Annotated in this window: 17 protein-coding genes and 1 pseudogene; 12 read left to right on the forward strand and 6 right to left on the reverse strand. The window is 74.5% G+C overall.

Annotation, left to right across the window (positions count from 1 at the left end; genetic code table 11):
- The first annotated feature begins 109 nt into the window (after positions 1 to 109).
- Positions 110 to 1,624 (forward strand): glycoside hydrolase family 3 protein, encoded by a 1,515-nt coding sequence (locus tag JD77_RS21855; RefSeq protein ID WP_145775959.1) that lies wholly within the window; start codon positions 110 to 112, stop codon positions 1,622 to 1,624.
- On the opposite strand, the gene JD77_RS21860 is transcribed toward JD77_RS21855, so the two are convergent.
- Positions 1,611 to 1,895: a GNAT family N-acetyltransferase gene (locus JD77_RS21860; protein WP_145775960.1), complete on the reverse strand. Its 285-nt coding sequence runs from the start codon at positions 1,893 to 1,895 to the stop codon at positions 1,611 to 1,613. The two genes, JD77_RS21855 and JD77_RS21860, sit on opposite strands and share 14 nt — an antisense overlap.
- Positions 1,896 to 2,041: 146 nt before the next feature.
- Between JD77_RS21860 and JD77_RS21865 the strand changes: the two genes are divergently transcribed.
- From JD77_RS21865 to JD77_RS21895, 7 genes and pseudogenes are all read left to right on the forward strand, one after another.
- Positions 2,042 to 2,407: a hypothetical protein gene (locus tag JD77_RS21865; protein ID WP_145775961.1), complete on the forward strand. Its 366-nt coding sequence runs from the start codon at positions 2,042 to 2,044 to the stop codon at positions 2,405 to 2,407.
- A 62-nt stretch (positions 2,408 to 2,469) separates the two neighbouring features.
- A complete protein-coding gene (locus JD77_RS21870; protein ID WP_145775962.1) occupies positions 2,470 to 3,291 on the forward strand; it encodes a DUF1206 domain-containing protein in 822 nt (273 codons plus the stop codon).
- Between the two features lie 76 nt (positions 3,292 to 3,367).
- The gene (locus JD77_RS21875; protein ID WP_145775963.1) at positions 3,368 to 4,564 is read left to right on the forward strand and encodes a mechanosensitive ion channel family protein; all 1,197 of its coding nucleotides are present in this window, start codon (positions 3,368 to 3,370) and stop codon (positions 4,562 to 4,564) included.
- Between the two features lie 246 nt (positions 4,565 to 4,810).
- Positions 4,811 to 5,244: pseudogene (locus tag JD77_RS21880) on the forward strand (phage holin family protein).
- Positions 5,241 to 5,585, forward strand: coding sequence for a DUF3618 domain-containing protein (locus JD77_RS21885; protein ID WP_145775964.1), 345 nt, complete (start codon positions 5,241 to 5,243; stop codon positions 5,583 to 5,585). Before JD77_RS21880 ends, JD77_RS21885 begins: the two are co-directional and overlap by 4 nt.
- Entirely contained in the window at positions 5,582 to 5,854 is a 273-nt protein-coding gene (locus JD77_RS21890; RefSeq protein WP_145775965.1) for a DUF4235 domain-containing protein, read from the forward strand. Before JD77_RS21885 ends, JD77_RS21890 begins: the two co-directional genes overlap by 4 nt.
- 417 nt (positions 5,855 to 6,271) lie before the next feature.
- Complete coding sequence (locus tag JD77_RS21895; protein ID WP_011905669.1) at positions 6,272 to 6,475, forward strand: cold-shock protein; 204 nt, start codon at positions 6,272 to 6,274, stop codon at positions 6,473 to 6,475.
- Positions 6,476 to 6,628: 153 nt separating this feature from the next.
- Here the strand turns inward: JD77_RS21895 and JD77_RS21900 are convergent, their stop codons facing one another.
- Entirely contained in the window at positions 6,629 to 6,826 is a 198-nt protein-coding gene (locus tag JD77_RS21900) for a hypothetical protein (protein ID WP_145775966.1), read from the reverse strand.
- Positions 6,827 to 7,030: 204 nt separating this feature from the next.
- Here JD77_RS21900 and JD77_RS21905 point away from each other — a divergent pair, with 204 nt between their 5' ends.
- Together JD77_RS21905 and JD77_RS21910 are read left to right on the forward strand one after the other, a co-directional pair.
- Positions 7,031 to 7,825 carry a trans-aconitate 2-methyltransferase gene (locus tag JD77_RS21905; RefSeq protein ID WP_145775967.1) on the forward strand — a complete coding sequence of 265 codons (795 nt, stop codon included), beginning with the start codon at positions 7,031 to 7,033 and terminating at the stop codon, positions 7,823 to 7,825.
- On the forward strand, positions 7,822 to 8,844 hold the full coding sequence (locus JD77_RS21910; protein ID WP_145775968.1) for an adenosine deaminase: 1,023 nt from the start codon (positions 7,822 to 7,824) through the stop codon (positions 8,842 to 8,844). The genes JD77_RS21905 and JD77_RS21910 overlap by 4 nt, the downstream gene beginning before the upstream one ends.
- 61 nt (positions 8,845 to 8,905) lie before the next feature.
- On the opposite strand, the gene JD77_RS21915 is transcribed toward JD77_RS21910, so the two are convergent.
- Positions 8,906 to 10,309 carry a HAMP domain-containing sensor histidine kinase gene (locus tag JD77_RS21915; RefSeq protein ID WP_145775969.1) on the reverse strand — a complete coding sequence of 468 codons (1,404 nt, stop codon included), beginning with the start codon at positions 10,307 to 10,309 and terminating at the stop codon, positions 8,906 to 8,908.
- A gap of 29 nt (positions 10,310 to 10,338) precedes the next feature.
- Complete coding sequence (locus JD77_RS21920) at positions 10,339 to 11,028, reverse strand: response regulator transcription factor (RefSeq protein ID WP_145775970.1); 690 nt, start codon at positions 11,026 to 11,028, stop codon at positions 10,339 to 10,341.
- 73 nt (positions 11,029 to 11,101) lie between these two features.
- Between JD77_RS21920 and JD77_RS21925 the strand changes: the two genes are divergently transcribed.
- Together JD77_RS21925 and thrS are read left to right on the forward strand one after the other, a co-directional pair.
- Entirely contained in the window at positions 11,102 to 12,019 is a 918-nt protein-coding gene (locus JD77_RS21925) for an ADP-ribosylglycohydrolase family protein (protein WP_145775971.1), read from the forward strand.
- A 331-nt stretch (positions 12,020 to 12,350) separates the two neighbouring features.
- On the forward strand, positions 12,351 to 14,354 hold the full coding sequence (gene thrS, locus JD77_RS21930) for a threonine--tRNA ligase (protein WP_145775972.1): 2,004 nt from the start codon (positions 12,351 to 12,353) through the stop codon (positions 14,352 to 14,354).
- A 53-nt stretch (positions 14,355 to 14,407) separates the two neighbouring features.
- Here the strand turns inward: thrS and JD77_RS33935 are convergent, their stop codons facing one another.
- Both JD77_RS33935 and JD77_RS21935 read right to left on the reverse strand, forming a co-directional pair.
- On the reverse strand, positions 14,408 to 14,662 hold the full coding sequence (locus JD77_RS33935) for a D-Ala-D-Ala carboxypeptidase family metallohydrolase (protein ID WP_246141324.1): 255 nt from the start codon (positions 14,660 to 14,662) through the stop codon (positions 14,408 to 14,410).
- Positions 14,560 to 15,030 (reverse strand): peptidoglycan-binding domain-containing protein, encoded by a 471-nt coding sequence (locus tag JD77_RS21935; protein ID WP_246140828.1) that lies wholly within the window; start codon positions 15,028 to 15,030, stop codon positions 14,560 to 14,562. Before JD77_RS21935 ends, JD77_RS33935 begins: the two co-directional genes overlap by 103 nt.
- Positions 15,031 to 15,167 lie beyond the last annotated feature (137 nt).

Here is a 15,167-nt window from a genome sequence, read left to right on the forward strand (position 1 = left end):
ATTACAGTAAGGTTTATTGACTATTACGGAGCGCGGTGTGACCATGGCAGGACCGCCGCAGCCCGCGGCCGGGTTCCGGGACGGGAAAAGACGGGGGTACGGCAGCCGCATGAGCAGCGCACCGACGGGGAACCTGGCGAGCCTGGCGGCCGCCGTCCTGCAACCGGGTTTCGTCGGCACCACCCCGCCGCCGTGGATCCTCCGCTGGCTCGGCGAAGGGCTCGGCTCGGTGGTGCTGTTCGCCCGCAACATCGTCGACCCGGACCAGGTCGCCGCGCTCACCGCCGCGCTGCGCGCCGAGCGGCCGGACGTCCTCGTCGGCATCGACGAGGAGGCCGGCGACGTCACCCGCATCGAGTCCGCCCGGGGCAGCTCCCGGCCCGGCAACCTCGCACTCGGCGCCATCGACGACCCCGAGCTGACCGCGGAGGTGGCCCGCGACCTGGGGCGGGAGCTCGCCTCGGTCGGCGTCACCCTCAACTTCGCCCCGGACGCCGACGTGAACTCCAACCCGGACAACCCCGTGATCGGCGTACGCTCCTTCGGCTCCGACCCGGCCCTGGCCGCCCGGCACACCGCCGCCTGGGTCGCCGGCCTGCAGGACGGCGGGGTGGCCGCCTGCGCCAAGCACTTTCCCGGCCACGGCGACACCCGCGTCGACTCGCACCACGACCTGCCCCGCATCGGCGGCACCCGGCAGCGGCTCGACGCCGTCGAGCTGGTGCCGTTCGGGGCCGCCGTGGCGGCCGGGGCGCAGGCGGTGATGACCGGCCACCTGCTCGTGCCGGCGCTGGATCCCGAGCTGCCGGCCACCCTCAGTCCCCGCATCCTCGGCGGGCTGCTGCGCGAGGAGATGGGCTTCCAGGGCCTGGTGGTCACGGACGCCATCGAGATGCGGGCGGTCGCGGGCCGGTACGGCTTCGCCGGCGCGGCCGTCCGCGCCCTCGCCGCCGGGGCGGACGCGATCTGCGTCGGCGGCGAGCGGGCCGACGAGGACGCCGCGAGCGAGCTGCGCGCCGCGATCGTCGCCGCGGTGCTCTCCGGTGAGCTGCCCGAGGAACGGCTGGCCGAGGCCGCCAAGCGGGTCGCCCAGCTCGCCGCCTGGACGGTCGCCGCCCGTGCCGGCGCACCGACCCGTCCCGCCGGGAGCCCCGACGGCTCCCCGGTCGGGCTGGCGGCCGCCCGCCGCGCGCTGCGGGTGACGGCCGGGGCGCCCGGGCCCTCCGCGACGCTGCCGCTGGCCGCCGCCCCGCACGTCGTGGAGTTCGCGCCCCCACGCAACATCGCGATCGGCGCGGAGACCCCCTGGGGCGTCGCCGCCCCCCTCGCGGACCTGCTGCCCGGCACCACCTCCGTACGCCTCGGCGCGGCGGACCTGCCCGCCGAGCCGGCGGCCGGGGCGGCCGGGCGACCCCTGGTGCTGGTGGTCCGCGACCTGCACCGGCACGACTGGATGCGCGCCGCCGTGCGGGACGCCCTCGCCGTCCGCCCGGACGCGGTGGTGGTCGAGCTGGGGGTGCCGGCCCTGGTCACCGGGGCGGTGCACGTCGCCACGCACGGCGCCACCCGGGCCTGCGCCCGGGCCGCCGCCGAACTGCTCGCGGGCGCCGTCAGGCGACCGTGACGAGGCTCGCGTACTCCGGGTGACGCTCGATGAAGGCCGTCATGAACGGGCACTCCGACACGATCCGGCCGCCCCGCTCGCGTACCTGGTCGAGGGCGGCCCGGATCAGCGCCGAGCCGACGCCCATGTCCCGGAACCGCGACTCGACCTCGGTGTGGGTGAACACGAGGACCTCACCCCGCGGGACGTACGCGGCGAACCCGGCCAGCGCGTCGTCGACCAGGATCTCGAACCGCCTGCGGGCGGGATTGTCCTCGACGAGGAAGCTCACGTCGTCATTGTGCCGCCGGCCGGGGCCGGCCGGTCCAGTTCGGCGAGCAACCGGCCCATCGCGTCGACCGTGTTGTAGTGGTAGAAGCGGCCCGCCCCCGCGTTCGGCCGGGGCCGGGTTCGCGGACGTCTCGTACGCTTGATCGCGTGACGAACCGACCCGATGCCACCCCGCTGATCCCCACCAGCCGGTCCGCCGGCCTGCTGGCCGGCCTGGCGCTCGGCGTCGCGCTGCTCGCCGGCTGCAGCTCCGAGGGCGCCTCCACCGACTGCGGCCTGGACGCCTGCACGGTCACCTTCGACCGGGGCGTCGAGGCGAACGCGAGGATCCTCGGCGTCGAGGCCAAGCTGGTCGGCGCCCAGGGCGACCAGGTGACCGTCGAGGTCGCGGGCGAGCAGTTGTCGCTGACCATGGGCCAGCAGGCCACCGAGGTCGGCGGCTTCGCGGTCACCCTCGACAGCGTCACCGACGAGCAGGTCAAGATCCGCGTCTCGCGCAACCCCAACAACTGACACCGTCCCGCGTGGGCGGCGGCCGACGTTTGGGGATCTCCGCGAACGGAGATTGTGGCGCCATGTCACTCACCCATGCCGAGGCCACCGCCGCGCGGGCCGCGAACAGCAGGTGGCTCGAACTCCTCGCCCGGGCCGGCTTCGTCGGCTACGGGATCGTGCACCTCCTCTTCGCCTGGCTGGCCCTGCAGATCGCGTTCGGCCGGTCGTCCGGCGCCAGTGGCGACCAGGCCGGCGCGCTGAGCACCCTCGCGGACGAGCCGCTGGGCAGGTTCCTCTGCGCGGCCATCGCCGTGGGCCTGCTCGCCATGGCCGTCTGGCAGGCGCTGGAGGCCGCCGCCGGGCACCTCGCCGAGCGCGGCCGGAGGCGGGTGGTGGAGCGGTTGACCTCCGCCGGGCGCACCCTGGTCTACCTCTACTTCGCGTGGCTCGCCTGGAAGGTGTTCTCGGGCGCGGGGTCCGGCGGCGCGGACCAGCAGGAGGCGCTCACCGGCCGGCTGATGACCTCCTCCGGCGGGCGCTGGCTGGTCGGCCTCGCCGGGCTGGTGCTCGCCGCGGTCGGCGTCGGGCTCGTGGTCTACGGGTGGCGGAAGAAGTTCGTGCGGCACCTGAAGACCGGGGAGATGACCCCGCGCACCCACACCCTCGCCCGGCGGCTCGGCACCGCCGGGTACGTCGCCAAGGGCGTCGCGTACGGCATCGCGGGCCTGCTGGTCGTCGTCGCCGCGCTGACGTACGACCCGCAGAAGGCGCGCGGCCTGGACGCCGCCCTGCGCCTGTTGCGCGAGCAGTCGTACGGCCCGCTGCTGCTCAGTCTCGTGGCCCTCGGCATCGCCGCCTTCGGCGTCTACTGCTTCCTCCAGTCCCGGTACCGCAAGGTCTGACCTGGTCGGATCAGTCCAAGCCGGGCACAATAGCGCTTTTGTCCGCGACGAGTGCCCGGCTGAAGGAGAACCACCTGTGCGGAGCTACCTCACCACGATCGTCGCCGCGCTCGCCGCGGCGGCGATCGCGTTTTTCCTGGCTACGGTGGCGCACCGGCTGACCCGGCGGCTCGGTCGGCGCTCCCTGCTGATGACCGAGCTGGCCGAACACGCGCACCGCCCGTTCCAGGTCGCGGCGACCGTCCTCGCCGTGCAGTTCGCCGTGCGGTTCAGCACCGGCTACGCGGTCGGCGCCCAGTGGCGGCAGGTGGCGCTGCACGCGCTGGTGCTCGGCGTCATCACGACCGTGGCCTGGCTGGTCGCCTCGCTGCTGGTGGTGGTCGAGGACGTCGCGCTGGCCCGGTTTCGGGTCGACGTGCCGGACAACCGGCACGCCCGCCGCGTACGCACCCAGGTGGTGATGCTGCGCCGGCTGACCATCGCGGTGATCGTGGTGCTGACGGTCGGCGTGATGCTGATGACCTTCCCCAGCGTCCGGGGCGTCGGGGCGGGCGTGCTGACCTCCGCCGGCGTCGTCGGCGTGGTGGCGGCGCTGGCCGCGCAGAGCCTGCTCGGCAACGTCCTCGCCGGCCTCCAGCTCGCCTTCAGCGACGCCGTCCGGCTCGACGACGTGGTCGTCGTGGAGGGGGAGTGGGGCCGGGTCGAGGAGCTGACGCTCAGCTACGTGGTGGTCCAGATCTGGGACGACCGGCGGCTGATCCTCCCCACGTCGTACTTCACGAGCAAGCCTTTCCAGAACTGGACGCGGACCGAGGCGGCGGTGCTGGGCACGGCCGAGTTCGACGTCGACTGGTCGGTGGACGTGCAGGCCATGCGGGAGGAGCTGCGCCGGCTGGTGGAGGGCAGCGAGCTGTGGGACGGCCGGGTCTGCGTGCTCCAGGTGACCGACGCGACCGGCGGCCTGATCAAGGTGCGCGCGCTGGTCAGCGCGGGGGACGCCGGCAGCCTGTGGGACCTGCGCTGCCTGGTGCGGGAGCACCTGGTCGGCTGGGTGCGGGACCACCGGCCCACCGCCCTGCCCCGGATGCGCGCCGAGGTCGGCGACGCCGCCGGCGCCCTGCCCTGGCAGTCGGTGACGCCCCGGCGCCCGGTGCGCCGCCTGCCCGAGGCCGAGGTGCCCGACGACGCCCGGCTCTTCGGCGGCAGCGAGGACGGCGACGCGCGCAGTGAGGCGTTCGTCGGCCCGGAGGAGCCCGCCGAGGCGCGTCGCTGACCCCGTACCTCGTCCCGCGGCCCCCGTCCCCGCCCGAGTGGCGGCGGGGGCCGCGTCGGGCGCGGGACGTGACCTCGGGAAGCGGCTCGGCGTTGCACCTGGCGGGGGAGCCCGGCCCGCCACGGGTTTGACGGTCCAGTATTCGGGGACTGCTGCGCGGCGCGGCCAGTGCGGCTGGCGCCCCGCGCAGGATTGACGGGCGGCGACTCCGGGCATACAGCGCGGTGATGACGAAAGGAGGACAGCATGGCTGACGTCGCGAATCACCGCACGTCTCGGACCGCGGGCGAGCCGTCCACCGCCGAACTCGTGCAGCGGGCCACGGAGCAGATCTCCCGCCTCGTTCGGGACGAGCTGGCGCTGGCGCGGGCGGAGCTGACCCAGAAGGGCAAGCGGGCCGGCATCGGGATCGGCCTGTTCGGCGGCGCCGGGGGCTCGCCGTGTACGGCCTGGGCGCGCTGGTCGCGGCCGCGATCCTGCTGCTGGCGCTGGTGCTCCCCGCCTGGGTGGCCGCGCTGGTCGTGGCGGTGGTGCTCTTCGCCGTCGCCGGGATCCTGGCGCTGGTCGGCAAGAAGCAGGTCAGCCAGGCTGTCCCGCCGGTTCCGACGGCGACGGTGCGCAGCGTCCGGGCGGACGTGGACACCGTGACCGCGGCGGTGAAGGACAGGGGACGGGCATGACGGGCAACGGGACCGGCGACACGGAGGCGCTGCGCGAGGAGATCCGGCGGACCCGGGTGGAGCTGGGCGAGACCATGGAGGCGCTGGCGGCCAAGGCCGACGTCAAGGCCCGGCTGCGGAACTCGACGGAGCAGGCGAAGGAGCGGATGCGCGGGCAGGCGGCGCAGACCCTGGCCCGGGTACGCGGGCAGGCGGTCCACGGGGCCGAGACCGTCCGCGGCCAGGCGCGCTCCGGCAGGGCGAGCCTGCGGCGGGGCGGTCCGGCACCGTGGGCCGCGCTCGCGGCCGGGGCGGTGGCTACCATGATCGTGTTGCTGGTCGTCCGGGGGAGGCGCAGGTGAGCAAGGCCATCGGCAAGGCCGCGTACAAGCCGGTCGGGGTGGTGCTCGGGCTGGCCGCCGGCGCGGTGGCGGGCGTCATCTTCCGGCAGGTCTGGAAGGTGACCTCGGGGGACGGCGAGGCGCCGAGCGCGACCGACGAGGACCGTGGCTGGGGCGAGATCCTCGCCGCCGCGGCGCTGCAGGGGGCGATCTTCGCGGTGGTGCGGGCGGCCGTGGACCGGGGCGGGGCGGTCGGCGTCCGCAGACTCACCGGCCGCTGGCCCGACTGAGCTCGGCGGCCCGGCTTCCCTGGTGGGACCTGTCGGGCCCACGGCCCGGCCTACCTGGTGGGACCCGTCGGGCCCACGGCCCGGCCTACCTGGTGGGACCTGTCGGGCCCACGGCCCGGCCTACCTGGGGAACTCGACGCGTGGGCCCCCTGACGGTCACGGCCGGCAGGGGGCCTTTCGCATGGCGGGATCGGCCCGCCCAGCGGAATCCCGCATCCGTCAGGTCACATGTCGGAGAATTTCGTCAGGTAGGCTGTGCAGAGTTTTCGCTACGTGGTTTGCTGTTCCACGCTGTTGAGAGATGGCGTGGGTTGAGAGAAGTCTCCTTCACGAGGGGGCCGCCTCAGGCGCCGCTGCTCGAAAACGGCCAATCGGCCGCACGGCGTGCTCGGCCGCCAGTTTTAGAAGGAGATACACATGGCGCAGGGAACCGTGAAGTGGTTCAACGCTGACAAGGGCTTCGGCTTCATCACCGTCGACGGCGGGGGTGCTGACGTGTTCGTCCACTTCTCGGCCATCCAGACCAGCGGCTACCGCACGCTGGAGGAGAACCAGCGGGTGGAGTTCGAGATCGCCCAGGGTCAGAAGGGCCCGCAGGCTGAGCAGGTCCGCCCGCTCTGAACCATCCCGGCCGGCGGCGTCGGCCGAAGGGGGCGATCCAGCCAGGATCGAAGTGAAGCCCCGCGTCCCGTCCGGGATGCGGGGCTTTCCGCATTTTCACGCCCAGGTCGTCGCGGCCGGCGCCCGCGCCGTCCCGGCGGTGTGGGCGGGCGGTCAGGAACGGCGGCGCCGGGCCCGAAGTCCGCGCCAGATGGCGGCCACTCCGATCAGGACCACCAGCGGGCCGATGAGGACCCAGATCCGTTGGTCGGTCATCAGGCTGCCGCTGACGTAGCCCAGGCCCTGCACCGTCCAGACGGCGCCGATGACCACGGCGAGCAGGCCGAGGGTGAGCGGGAGCCATTCCTTCATCGCGTTCCTCCTCCGCCCGTCGACCGGGCCCTGCCGTCCCGGTCCAGCATGCGCCGCGCCGGCCCGGCGTGCGAGCACCGCCGCCCCGAAGCCTAGTGACCGGCTTGCCTGGCAGGGCAGCCGGCCGTATCGTCCAGCAAGACGAACGTACGGTTTGCTGCTGCGGCTCGCCGACGCGGCGGCGTGGCGGCTTGGAGGAGAACCATGTGGGACCCGGCGACGTACCTGCGCTACGGCGACGAGCGGTCGCGGCCGTTCCACGACCTGGTGGCGCGGATCGCGGTGGAGCGGCCCCGGGCCGTGGTCGACCTCGGCTGCGGGCCCGGCACCCTGACCGCGGCCCTCGCCGCGCGCTGGCCGACCAGCCGGACCGCCGGGCTCGACTCCTCCCCGGAGATGGTCGAGCGGGCCGCCGCCCTGGGCGCCCCGGTCGAGTTCGCCGTCGGCGACGTCCGCGACTGGCGGCCCGCACCCGACGTCGACGTGCTGGTCAGCAACGCGGTCCTGCAGTGGGTCCCCGGCCACCGGGAGCTGCTCGCCCGGTGGGCCGCCGAGCTGCCCGCCGGGGCGTGGCTGGCCGTCCAGGTGCCGGGGAACTTCGACGCGCCCTCGCATCGCGCACTGCGCGAGGTGGCGCGGTCCGGCCCGTGGGCGGCCGAGCTGACGCCGCTGCTGCGCGAGGCCCCCGTCGACGACGCGGCCGGCTACGCCGCGCTGCTGGCCGGTGCCGGCTGCGCGGTCGACGCCTGGGAGACTACGTACGTGCACCTGCTGCCGGCCCGCGCCGACGCCGACCACCCGGTGCTGGCCTGGATGGAGGGCACCGCGCTGCGCCCCGTCCGGGCCGCCCTCGACGGCGCGCGGTGGGCCGACTTCCGAGCCCGGCTCGGCGTACGCCTCGCCGCGGCGTACCCGGTGCGGGGCGGTCAGGTGTACTTCCCGTTCCGGCGGGTCTTCGTCGTCGCCCGCACGGGCGCCCGCGCAGAGGAGAACCTGTGACCGACCTGTCCCCCTTCATCGCCGGACTGCCCAAGGTGGAGCTGCACGTGCACCACGTCGGCTCCGCCTCGCCCCGGATCGTGGCCGAGCTGGCCGCCCGGCACGAGGGGCGCAGCCCGGTGCCGGCGGACCCGGACAAGCTCGCCGACTACTTCGCCTTCCGCGACTTCGCCCACTTCATCGAGGTCTACCTGAGCGTCGTGGACCTGATCCGCGACCCGGAGGACGTCTGGATCCTCACCCACGAGGTGGCCCGCGAGCTGGCCCGCCAGCAGGTCCGGTACGCCGAGCTGACCGTCACCCCGTACTCGCACGTGCGCCGCGGGATCCCGTCCCCGGCGTTCTGCGAGGCCATCGAGGACGCCCGCAAGCGCGCCGAGGCGGACTTCGGCATCGCCCTGCGGTGGTGCTTCGACATCCCCGGGGAGGCCGGCCTGCCGGCCGCCGAGGAGACGCTGCGGATCTGCCTGGAGGACCGCCCCGAGGGGCTGGTCAGCTTCGGCCTCGGCGGCCCCGAGATCGGCGTGCCCCGGCCGCAGTTCAAGCCGTACTTCGACCAGGCCCGCGCGGCGGGGCTGCGGTCGGTGCCGCACGCCGGCGAGACCACCGGCCCGCAGACCGTCTGGGACGCGCTGCGCGACCTCGGCGCGGAGCGGATCGGCCACGGCATCTCCGCCGCCGCCGACCCGGAGCTGCTCGTGTACCTCGCCGAGCGGCGGATCGCCCTGGAGGTCTGCCCGACCTCCAACGTGCGGACCCGGGCGGTCGCCTCGCTCGACGAGCACCCGCTGCCCCGGCTCGTCGAGGCGGGGGTCCTGGTCACGGTCAACTCCGACGACCCGCCGATGTTCGGCACCACCCTCAACGACGAGTACGCGGTGGCCGCCCGGCTGCTCGGCCGCGGCCCGGACGGGGTGGCGGCGCTGGCCCGCGACGCGGTGGCCGCGTCGTTCCTGGCGCCGGCGGAGAAGGAGCGGATCGCCGCCGAGATCGACGCGTACCTGGCGGCGGCCGGCTGACGGGAGACGGCACGCGGCGGCCCGCCCACAACCACGCGGCGGCCGGCCGGGGCCGGACCGCTCAGTCCTCGGTCGGGCGCTGCCGGGGCCACCGGCGGCCCGCGCCCTTCTGCTCCCGCGCCTCCCGGGCCATCCGACCGACCAGGCCGAACCGGTTGACCTGCCGGGGGGCGGCCTCCGGGTCGGCCAGCAGCATCACCACGCTGGCGCCGCCGAGTTGGGCCCGGTCGATGCTCACCGATCCGTTGGCCTGCAACGCCACCCGCTTGGCGATGTCCAGGCCCAGCCCCGTCGAGCCCTGGTCGCTGGCGCCGCGGCGCAGCGCCCGGTCCGGGTTGGCGATGCCCGGCCCGGCGTCGTCGATCCGGATCGCCACGTACCCGTCCCGCCGGGAGACCGCGACCTCGAACGCGGTGCCCTGCGGGGTGTAGCGGAACACGTTGCCGATCACCGCGTCGAGCGCGGCGGCCAGTTCGGCCCGGGGGACCGGCGCCGGGATGCGCAGCTGCGCCCCGCTGACCCGGTGCGGCCGGTTCTGGTCGCCCGCGAGGGCCGCCCAGAACACCATCCGGTCCCGGACCACCTCGCTGACGTCGCACATCGCCGCCCCGGTCTCGTGCGTGACCGCCTTGCGGGTGGTCTTGATCAGTACGTCGATCTCGCCCTCGAGGGTGACGATCGCCTGCCGGATGCGCCGGATCGTCCGCCGCCGGTCCAGCTCCGCCTCGCTGAACGAGCCCACGCTCGTGTCGTCGGAGTCCAGCCCCTCGGCGTCCAGGCGCAGCACCGTCAACGGGGTGCGCAGCCGGTGCGACAGGTCGGCGACGAGTTCCCGCTCGTCGGTGCGGGCGGCCACCAGCCGGTCGGCCATCCGGTTGAACGCGTGCCCGGCCTCGGCCAGCTCGCGCGGCCCGCCCGGCTGCACGCGGGTGCCGAGGTCGCCGTCGCCGACCGCCTGCGCGGCCCGCACCAGGCCCCGGGCGGAGTCGGCCGTACGCGCGGCGACCCGGTCCACCACCAGCACGGCGGCCCCGACCAGCGCCGCCGCGACCGCGCCCAGCAGCGGCCAGCGGCTGCCCGAACCGGCGTCCAGCGCGGAGTCCGGGACGAACACCTCGACCACGGCCACCGTGTCCCCGAGCACCACCGGGTCGAGCCGCAGCACCCCGCCGCGGGTGTCGGTGACCAGGGAGCGGCGCTCGGCGGCGGCCCGGGCCAGCGCCGCCGCGTCGGCCCGCCCCGCCGGGGCGTCCCCGCCCAGCCCGTGCACCACCGGCCGGGTCGCCGGGTCGTCGCCGCTGGCCTCCACCGCGCGCCGCACGGCGGCCGGTTCGGTGCTGACGGCGAGCGCCCCGGTGACCAGGGCGGCGCGCCGGGCGGCGTCGGCGAGGGCGGCGTCCCGGGAGGTGTCGCCCAGGGTGATCCCGAGCGGGACGAGGAAGGCGGCCGCGGCGAGCGCGCACACGCCGGCCGTGAGCCAGGCCAGCGTCGCCCTCAGTCCGGGGCCACCAACCGGAATCCCACCCCCCGCACGGTGCGCAGGTAGCGCGGCTTCGCCGCGGACTCGCCCATCTTGCGACGCAGCCAGTACAGGTGGACGTCGATGGTCTGGTCCTCGCCGACCGACGGCTGCCGCCATACCTCCTCCAAGAGTTCCCGGCGGGACACCACCCGCCCAGGCCGTGCGGCGAGATACGCCAGCAGGTCGAATTCCTTCCGGGTCAGCGCGAGCGGCACCCCGTCGAGCGTGGCGCTGCGCTCGCCGACGTCGACCCGCAGGCCACCGACGGCGTGTACGGCCGGCCGCACCGTACGGCTGGCCCGGCCGGCCCGGCGCAGCACCGTGGTGATCCGGGCGTCCAGGTGCGCGCCGGTGAACGGCTTGACCATGTAGTCGTCCGCGCCCGCCCGCAGCAGGCGGACCACCGACTGCTCGTCGTCGCGGGCCGTGGCGACGATGACCGGGACGTCGGTGATGCCGCGTAGCATCCGCAGCGCGTCCGAGCCGTCCAGGTCGGGCAGGCCGAGATCCAGCACGACCAGGTCGGGGGTCTCCGCGGCCACCCGGCGCAGCGCGTCCAGCGCGGTGCCGACGGCGTGCACGGCGTGCCCCCGCTCGGTGAGGGACCGCAGCATCGCGCCGCGTACGACGTGGTCGTCTTCGACCAGGAGCACCGTGGCCACGTCAGCACCGTACTCGGCGTGGCAAGTTGATCGCGTTGCGGCGTGCGAGCGAACCGGGCAAGCTGGTACGACGATGTCCTTCACGCTCTTCGCGGACACCCGCCTGGCGCTCGCCCGGGACAGCCTCACCGGCCTCTCCGTCGGAGACGCCCTCGGGGCGCAGTTCTTCGTCCCGGGGCGGCTCCGCGCCGACCTCGCGGCCGGCCGGCTGCCGCCGCCGCCCTGGCAGTGGACCGACGACACCGAGATGGCCTGCTCGGTGGTGGCCGAGTTGGCCGCGGCCGGCGCGGTCGACCGGGACCGGCTGGCCCTGGCCTTCGCCGAGCGCTGCGAGCCCTATCGGGGCTACGGCCCCGGCGCCGTGGCCATCCTGCGCCTGATCCGGGCGGGCACCCCGTGGCCGGTGGCCGCCGCGTCCGCGTTCGACGGGCAGGGCTCGTGCGGCAACGGCGCGGCGATGCGGGTGGGCCCGCTCGGGGCGTGGTTCGCCGACTCCACCCGCCGCGCCGCGGCCCAGGCCCGGGCCTCGGCCGAGGTCACCCACGCCCACCCCGAGGGGATTGCCGGGGCGGTCGCGGTGGCGGTGGCCGGCGCCCTGGCCGCGCGGGCCCGCCTCGACGGGGACCGTCCGCCGCCGTCGCGGCTGCTCGCCGCGGTGGCCGCGGCCCTCGACCCCGGCGAGGTGCAGCGTGGGGTACGGCGGGCCGCCGCGCTGCTGGGCCGCCCGGCGGCGGAGGCCGCCGACGCGCTCGGCAACGGCTCCCGGGTCACCGCGCAGGACACCGTCCCGTTCACGCTCTGGCTGGCCGCCACGCACCTGGACGATTATCCGGCGGCGATCCGCGCCTGCGTCGAGGCGGGCGGGGACGTGGACACCACCGCCGCCATCGCCGGGGCGGTGGTCGCCGCCCACACCGGGGTCGGCACGCCCGGCGGGGTGCCCGCCGAGTGGCTCGCCGCCCGGGAGCCGCTGCCCGACTGGGCCGGCTGAGCGCCCGGTCCGGGGCGCGGGGCCGGCTGAGCGCCCGGTCCGGGGCGCGGGCCGGCTGAGCGCCCGGTCCGGGGCGCGGGGCCGGGGCCGGATCACGCCATGTCGGGGCCATGGCGGGGTGCACGCGGGTCAGATGGCGCCATGTCGCCGATCCGGAGCCAATCAAGGGCTGGGCCGCGCACGGTACGCGTCGCCGCGCCGGCTGCCGCGGTCCCGTGCCGACAAGGTGCGCTTCCTCTACCGAATGCGATAAGAAGTGGCCGTTCCGCGCCCGATAACATCAGCGGCAGCGGTCGCTCGGCCGCGTTCGTCGTCTGCTGGAGGAGTCACCGTGTCCGCACCCCGTACCCCCGTCGTGGCCGACCCCGTCGTCGTCGCCGCCGGGACGACGGCGGCCGACGCGGTGGCCGCGGCCGGGCTGCCCACCAGCGGCCCCAGGGCGGTCGTCGTGGTCCGCGACCCGCAGGGCCAGCTCCGCGACCTGGACTGGACGCCGGCGCAGGACACCACCGTCGAGCCCGTCGGCATCGACACCCCGGACGGGCTTAACGTGCTGCGCCACTCGACCGCGCACGTGCTCGCCCAGGCCGTGCAGGACGTCTTCCCCGAGGCGCGGCTCGGCATCGGCCCGCCCATCGAGAACGGCTTCTACTACGACTTCGCCGTCGACAAGCCGTTCCAGCCCGACGACCTGGCCAAGCTCGAGAAGCGGATGCAGGAGATCGTCAAGTCGGGGCAGCGGTTCCGGCGGCGGCGGTTCAACAGCCTGGACGAGGCCCGGGCCGAGCTGGCCAACGAGCCGTTCAAGCTGGAGTTGATCGAGGTGAAGGGCGAGGGGCTGGACTCCTCGCAGGTGATGGAGGTCGGCGGGGGCGAGCTGACCATCTACGACAACCTGGCCGCGAACGAGGACAAGGTCTGCTGGTCGGACCTGTGCCGGGGCCCGCACCTGCCGAACACGCGGCTGATCGGGGCGTTCAAGCTGATGCGCTCGGCCGCCGCGTACTGGCGGGGGTCGGAGAAGAACCCGCAGCTCCAGCGCGTGTACGGCACCGCCTGGCCGACCCGGGACGAGCTGAAGGCGTACCTGAAGCTGCTGGAGGAGGCCGCCCGGCGCGACCACCGCAAGCTCGGCGCGGACCTGGACCTGTTCAGCTTCCCCGACGAGATCGGCTCCGGTCTCGCGGTCTTCCACCCCAAGGGCGGCATCATCCGGCGGGAGCTGGAGAACTACTCGCGCCGCCGGCACGAGGCGGCGGGGTACGAGTTCGTCAACACCCCGCACATCACCAAGGCGCAGCTGTTCGAGACCTCCGGCCACCTGCCCTACTACGCCGACACGATGTTCCCGCCGATGCAGTTCGAGGGCGCGGACTACTACCTCAAGGCGATGAACTGCCCGATGCACAACCTGATCTTCAGGTCGCGCGGGCGGTCCTACCGGGAGCTGCCGCTGCGGCTGTTCGAGTTCGGCACGGTCTACCGGTACGAGAAGTCCGGTGTGGTGCACGGCCTGACCCGGGTGCGCGGGCTGACCCAGGACGACTCGCACATCTACTGCACCCGGGAGCAGATGGCGGGCGAGCTGTCGACCCTGCTCACCTTCGTGCTCGACCTGCTGCGCGACTACGGCCTGGACGACTTCTACCTGGAGCTGTCGACCCGCGACGACTCGCCGAAGTTCATCGGCAGCGACGCCGACTGGGCGGAGGCGACGGAGGCGTTGCGCACCGCGGCCGAGGAGTCCGGGCTGGACCTGGTGCCCGACCCGGGCGGGGCGGCCTTCTACGGCCCGAAGATCTCGGTGCAGGCCCGCGACGCGATCGGCCGGACCTGGCAGATGTCGACGATCCAGGTCGACTTCAACCAGCCGGAGCGGTTCGGGCTGGAGTACCAGGCCGCCGACGGCTCGCGGCAGCGGCCGGTCATGATCCACCGGGCGCTGTTCGGCTCGATCGAGCGGTTCTTCGGCGTGCTCACGGAGCACTACGCGGGCGCGTTCCCGGCCTGGCTGGCCCCGGTGCAGGTGGTCGGCATCCCGATCCGCGAGGACCACACCGACTACCTGCGCGGGTTCGTGGCGGCGCTGCGCGCCGAGGGCGTCCGGGCGCAGGTGGACGCGGGCGACGACCGGATGCAGAAGAAGATCCGCACCGCGCAGCAGCAGAAGATCCCGTTCATGGTGATCGCCGGCGACGACGACGTGGCCGCCGGGACGGTCTCCTTCCGCTACCGCGACGGCTCGCAGCGCAACGGGGTGCCGGTCGGCGAGGCGGTCGCGCACGTCCTCGACGTGATCAATTCCCGGAGCAACTCCGGCCCGTCGGCCGCCTGAGCCGGGACGCAGGGAAGGCCCCCGCCGCGGCGGGGGCCTTCGTCGTCCGGTGATCAGATTCCGCAGCTCGGGGCCGACCAGGACTGGCTGGGTGAGTTGCCCAGGTGGGTGTGGTCGTCGTGGGCCGGGTAGCCGGGGCCGAGGATGTTGGTGAAGCCGTGGTATCGGGCCTGCTGGGCCATCCGGCAGAACGAGGGCGAGCCGGTCAGGTCCACCCCGTCGCCGTAGAGGTGCCGGCTGCCGGCCGCCCCGCCGACCGCGTTGTTGCAGGCGTAGCTGCGGAAGCCGCTGCTGATGTAGAGCGGCAGCCGCCGAGGGCCTTCCGCATTGCCTGGAGCTTCCGGCGCGCCTGGAGGGCGTAGATCTGGTTGAAGGTCTGCGGGCCGGCGACGCCGTCGGCGCCCAGGCCGTACGCCTGCTGGAACCGGATCACCGCGGACCGGGTCCCCGGGCCGAACGCGCCGTCGATGTCGATCCGCGAGGCGTAGCCGGGGTAGCCGGAGACGCGGATCCGGAGCTGGCGGACGTCCTCGCCGGACATGCCCTGGGACAGGGCGCGTCCCCAGGTGTAGCAGCCGTCGGCGTGGGCTGCTCCGGCGGTGGCGGTGACGCCGACCACCGTGCTGGCGGCGGTGAGCGCGAGGGCCGCGAGGATCTTGCCGATTCGTCGGATCACGGGTACGCCATCGTTGAATGCAAGTGTTCCAATGTGTAGGAGTTTCATGGTTGGGCGTTGATTCGTCAACAACTTGCAGCAACGGGCGGTGGAATTTGCAGCGAAAGGCGGCGGTCACGCGTCGACGGCACCGTGCC

This window comes from Micromonospora olivasterospora (genome assembly GCF_007830265.1).
GTDB lineage: Bacteria > Actinomycetota > Actinomycetes > Mycobacteriales > Micromonosporaceae > Micromonospora > Micromonospora olivasterospora.

Excerpts from the sequence above, each read along its gene's own strand:
- JD77_RS21855 (WP_145775959.1), top strand. The coding sequence starts at position 110 with ATGAGCAGCGCACCGACGGGGAACCTGGCGAGCCTGGCGGCCGCCGTC.
- JD77_RS21870 (WP_145775962.1), top strand. The coding sequence starts at position 2,470 with ATGTCACTCACCCATGCCGAGGCCACCGCCGCGCGGGCCGCGAACAGC.
- JD77_RS21885 (WP_145775964.1), top strand. The coding sequence starts at position 5,241 with ATGACGGGCAACGGGACCGGCGACACGGAGGCGCTGCGCGAGGAGATC.
- JD77_RS21895 (WP_011905669.1), top strand. The coding sequence starts at position 6,272 with ATGGCGCAGGGAACCGTGAAGTGGTTCAACGCTGACAAGGGCTTCGGC.
- JD77_RS21900 (WP_145775966.1), bottom strand. The coding sequence starts at position 6,826 with ATGAAGGAATGGCTCCCGCTCACCCTCGGCCTGCTCGCCGTGGTCATC.
- JD77_RS21905 (WP_145775967.1), top strand. The coding sequence starts at position 7,031 with ATGTGGGACCCGGCGACGTACCTGCGCTACGGCGACGAGCGGTCGCGG.
- JD77_RS21925 (WP_145775971.1), top strand. The coding sequence starts at position 11,102 with ATGTCCTTCACGCTCTTCGCGGACACCCGCCTGGCGCTCGCCCGGGAC.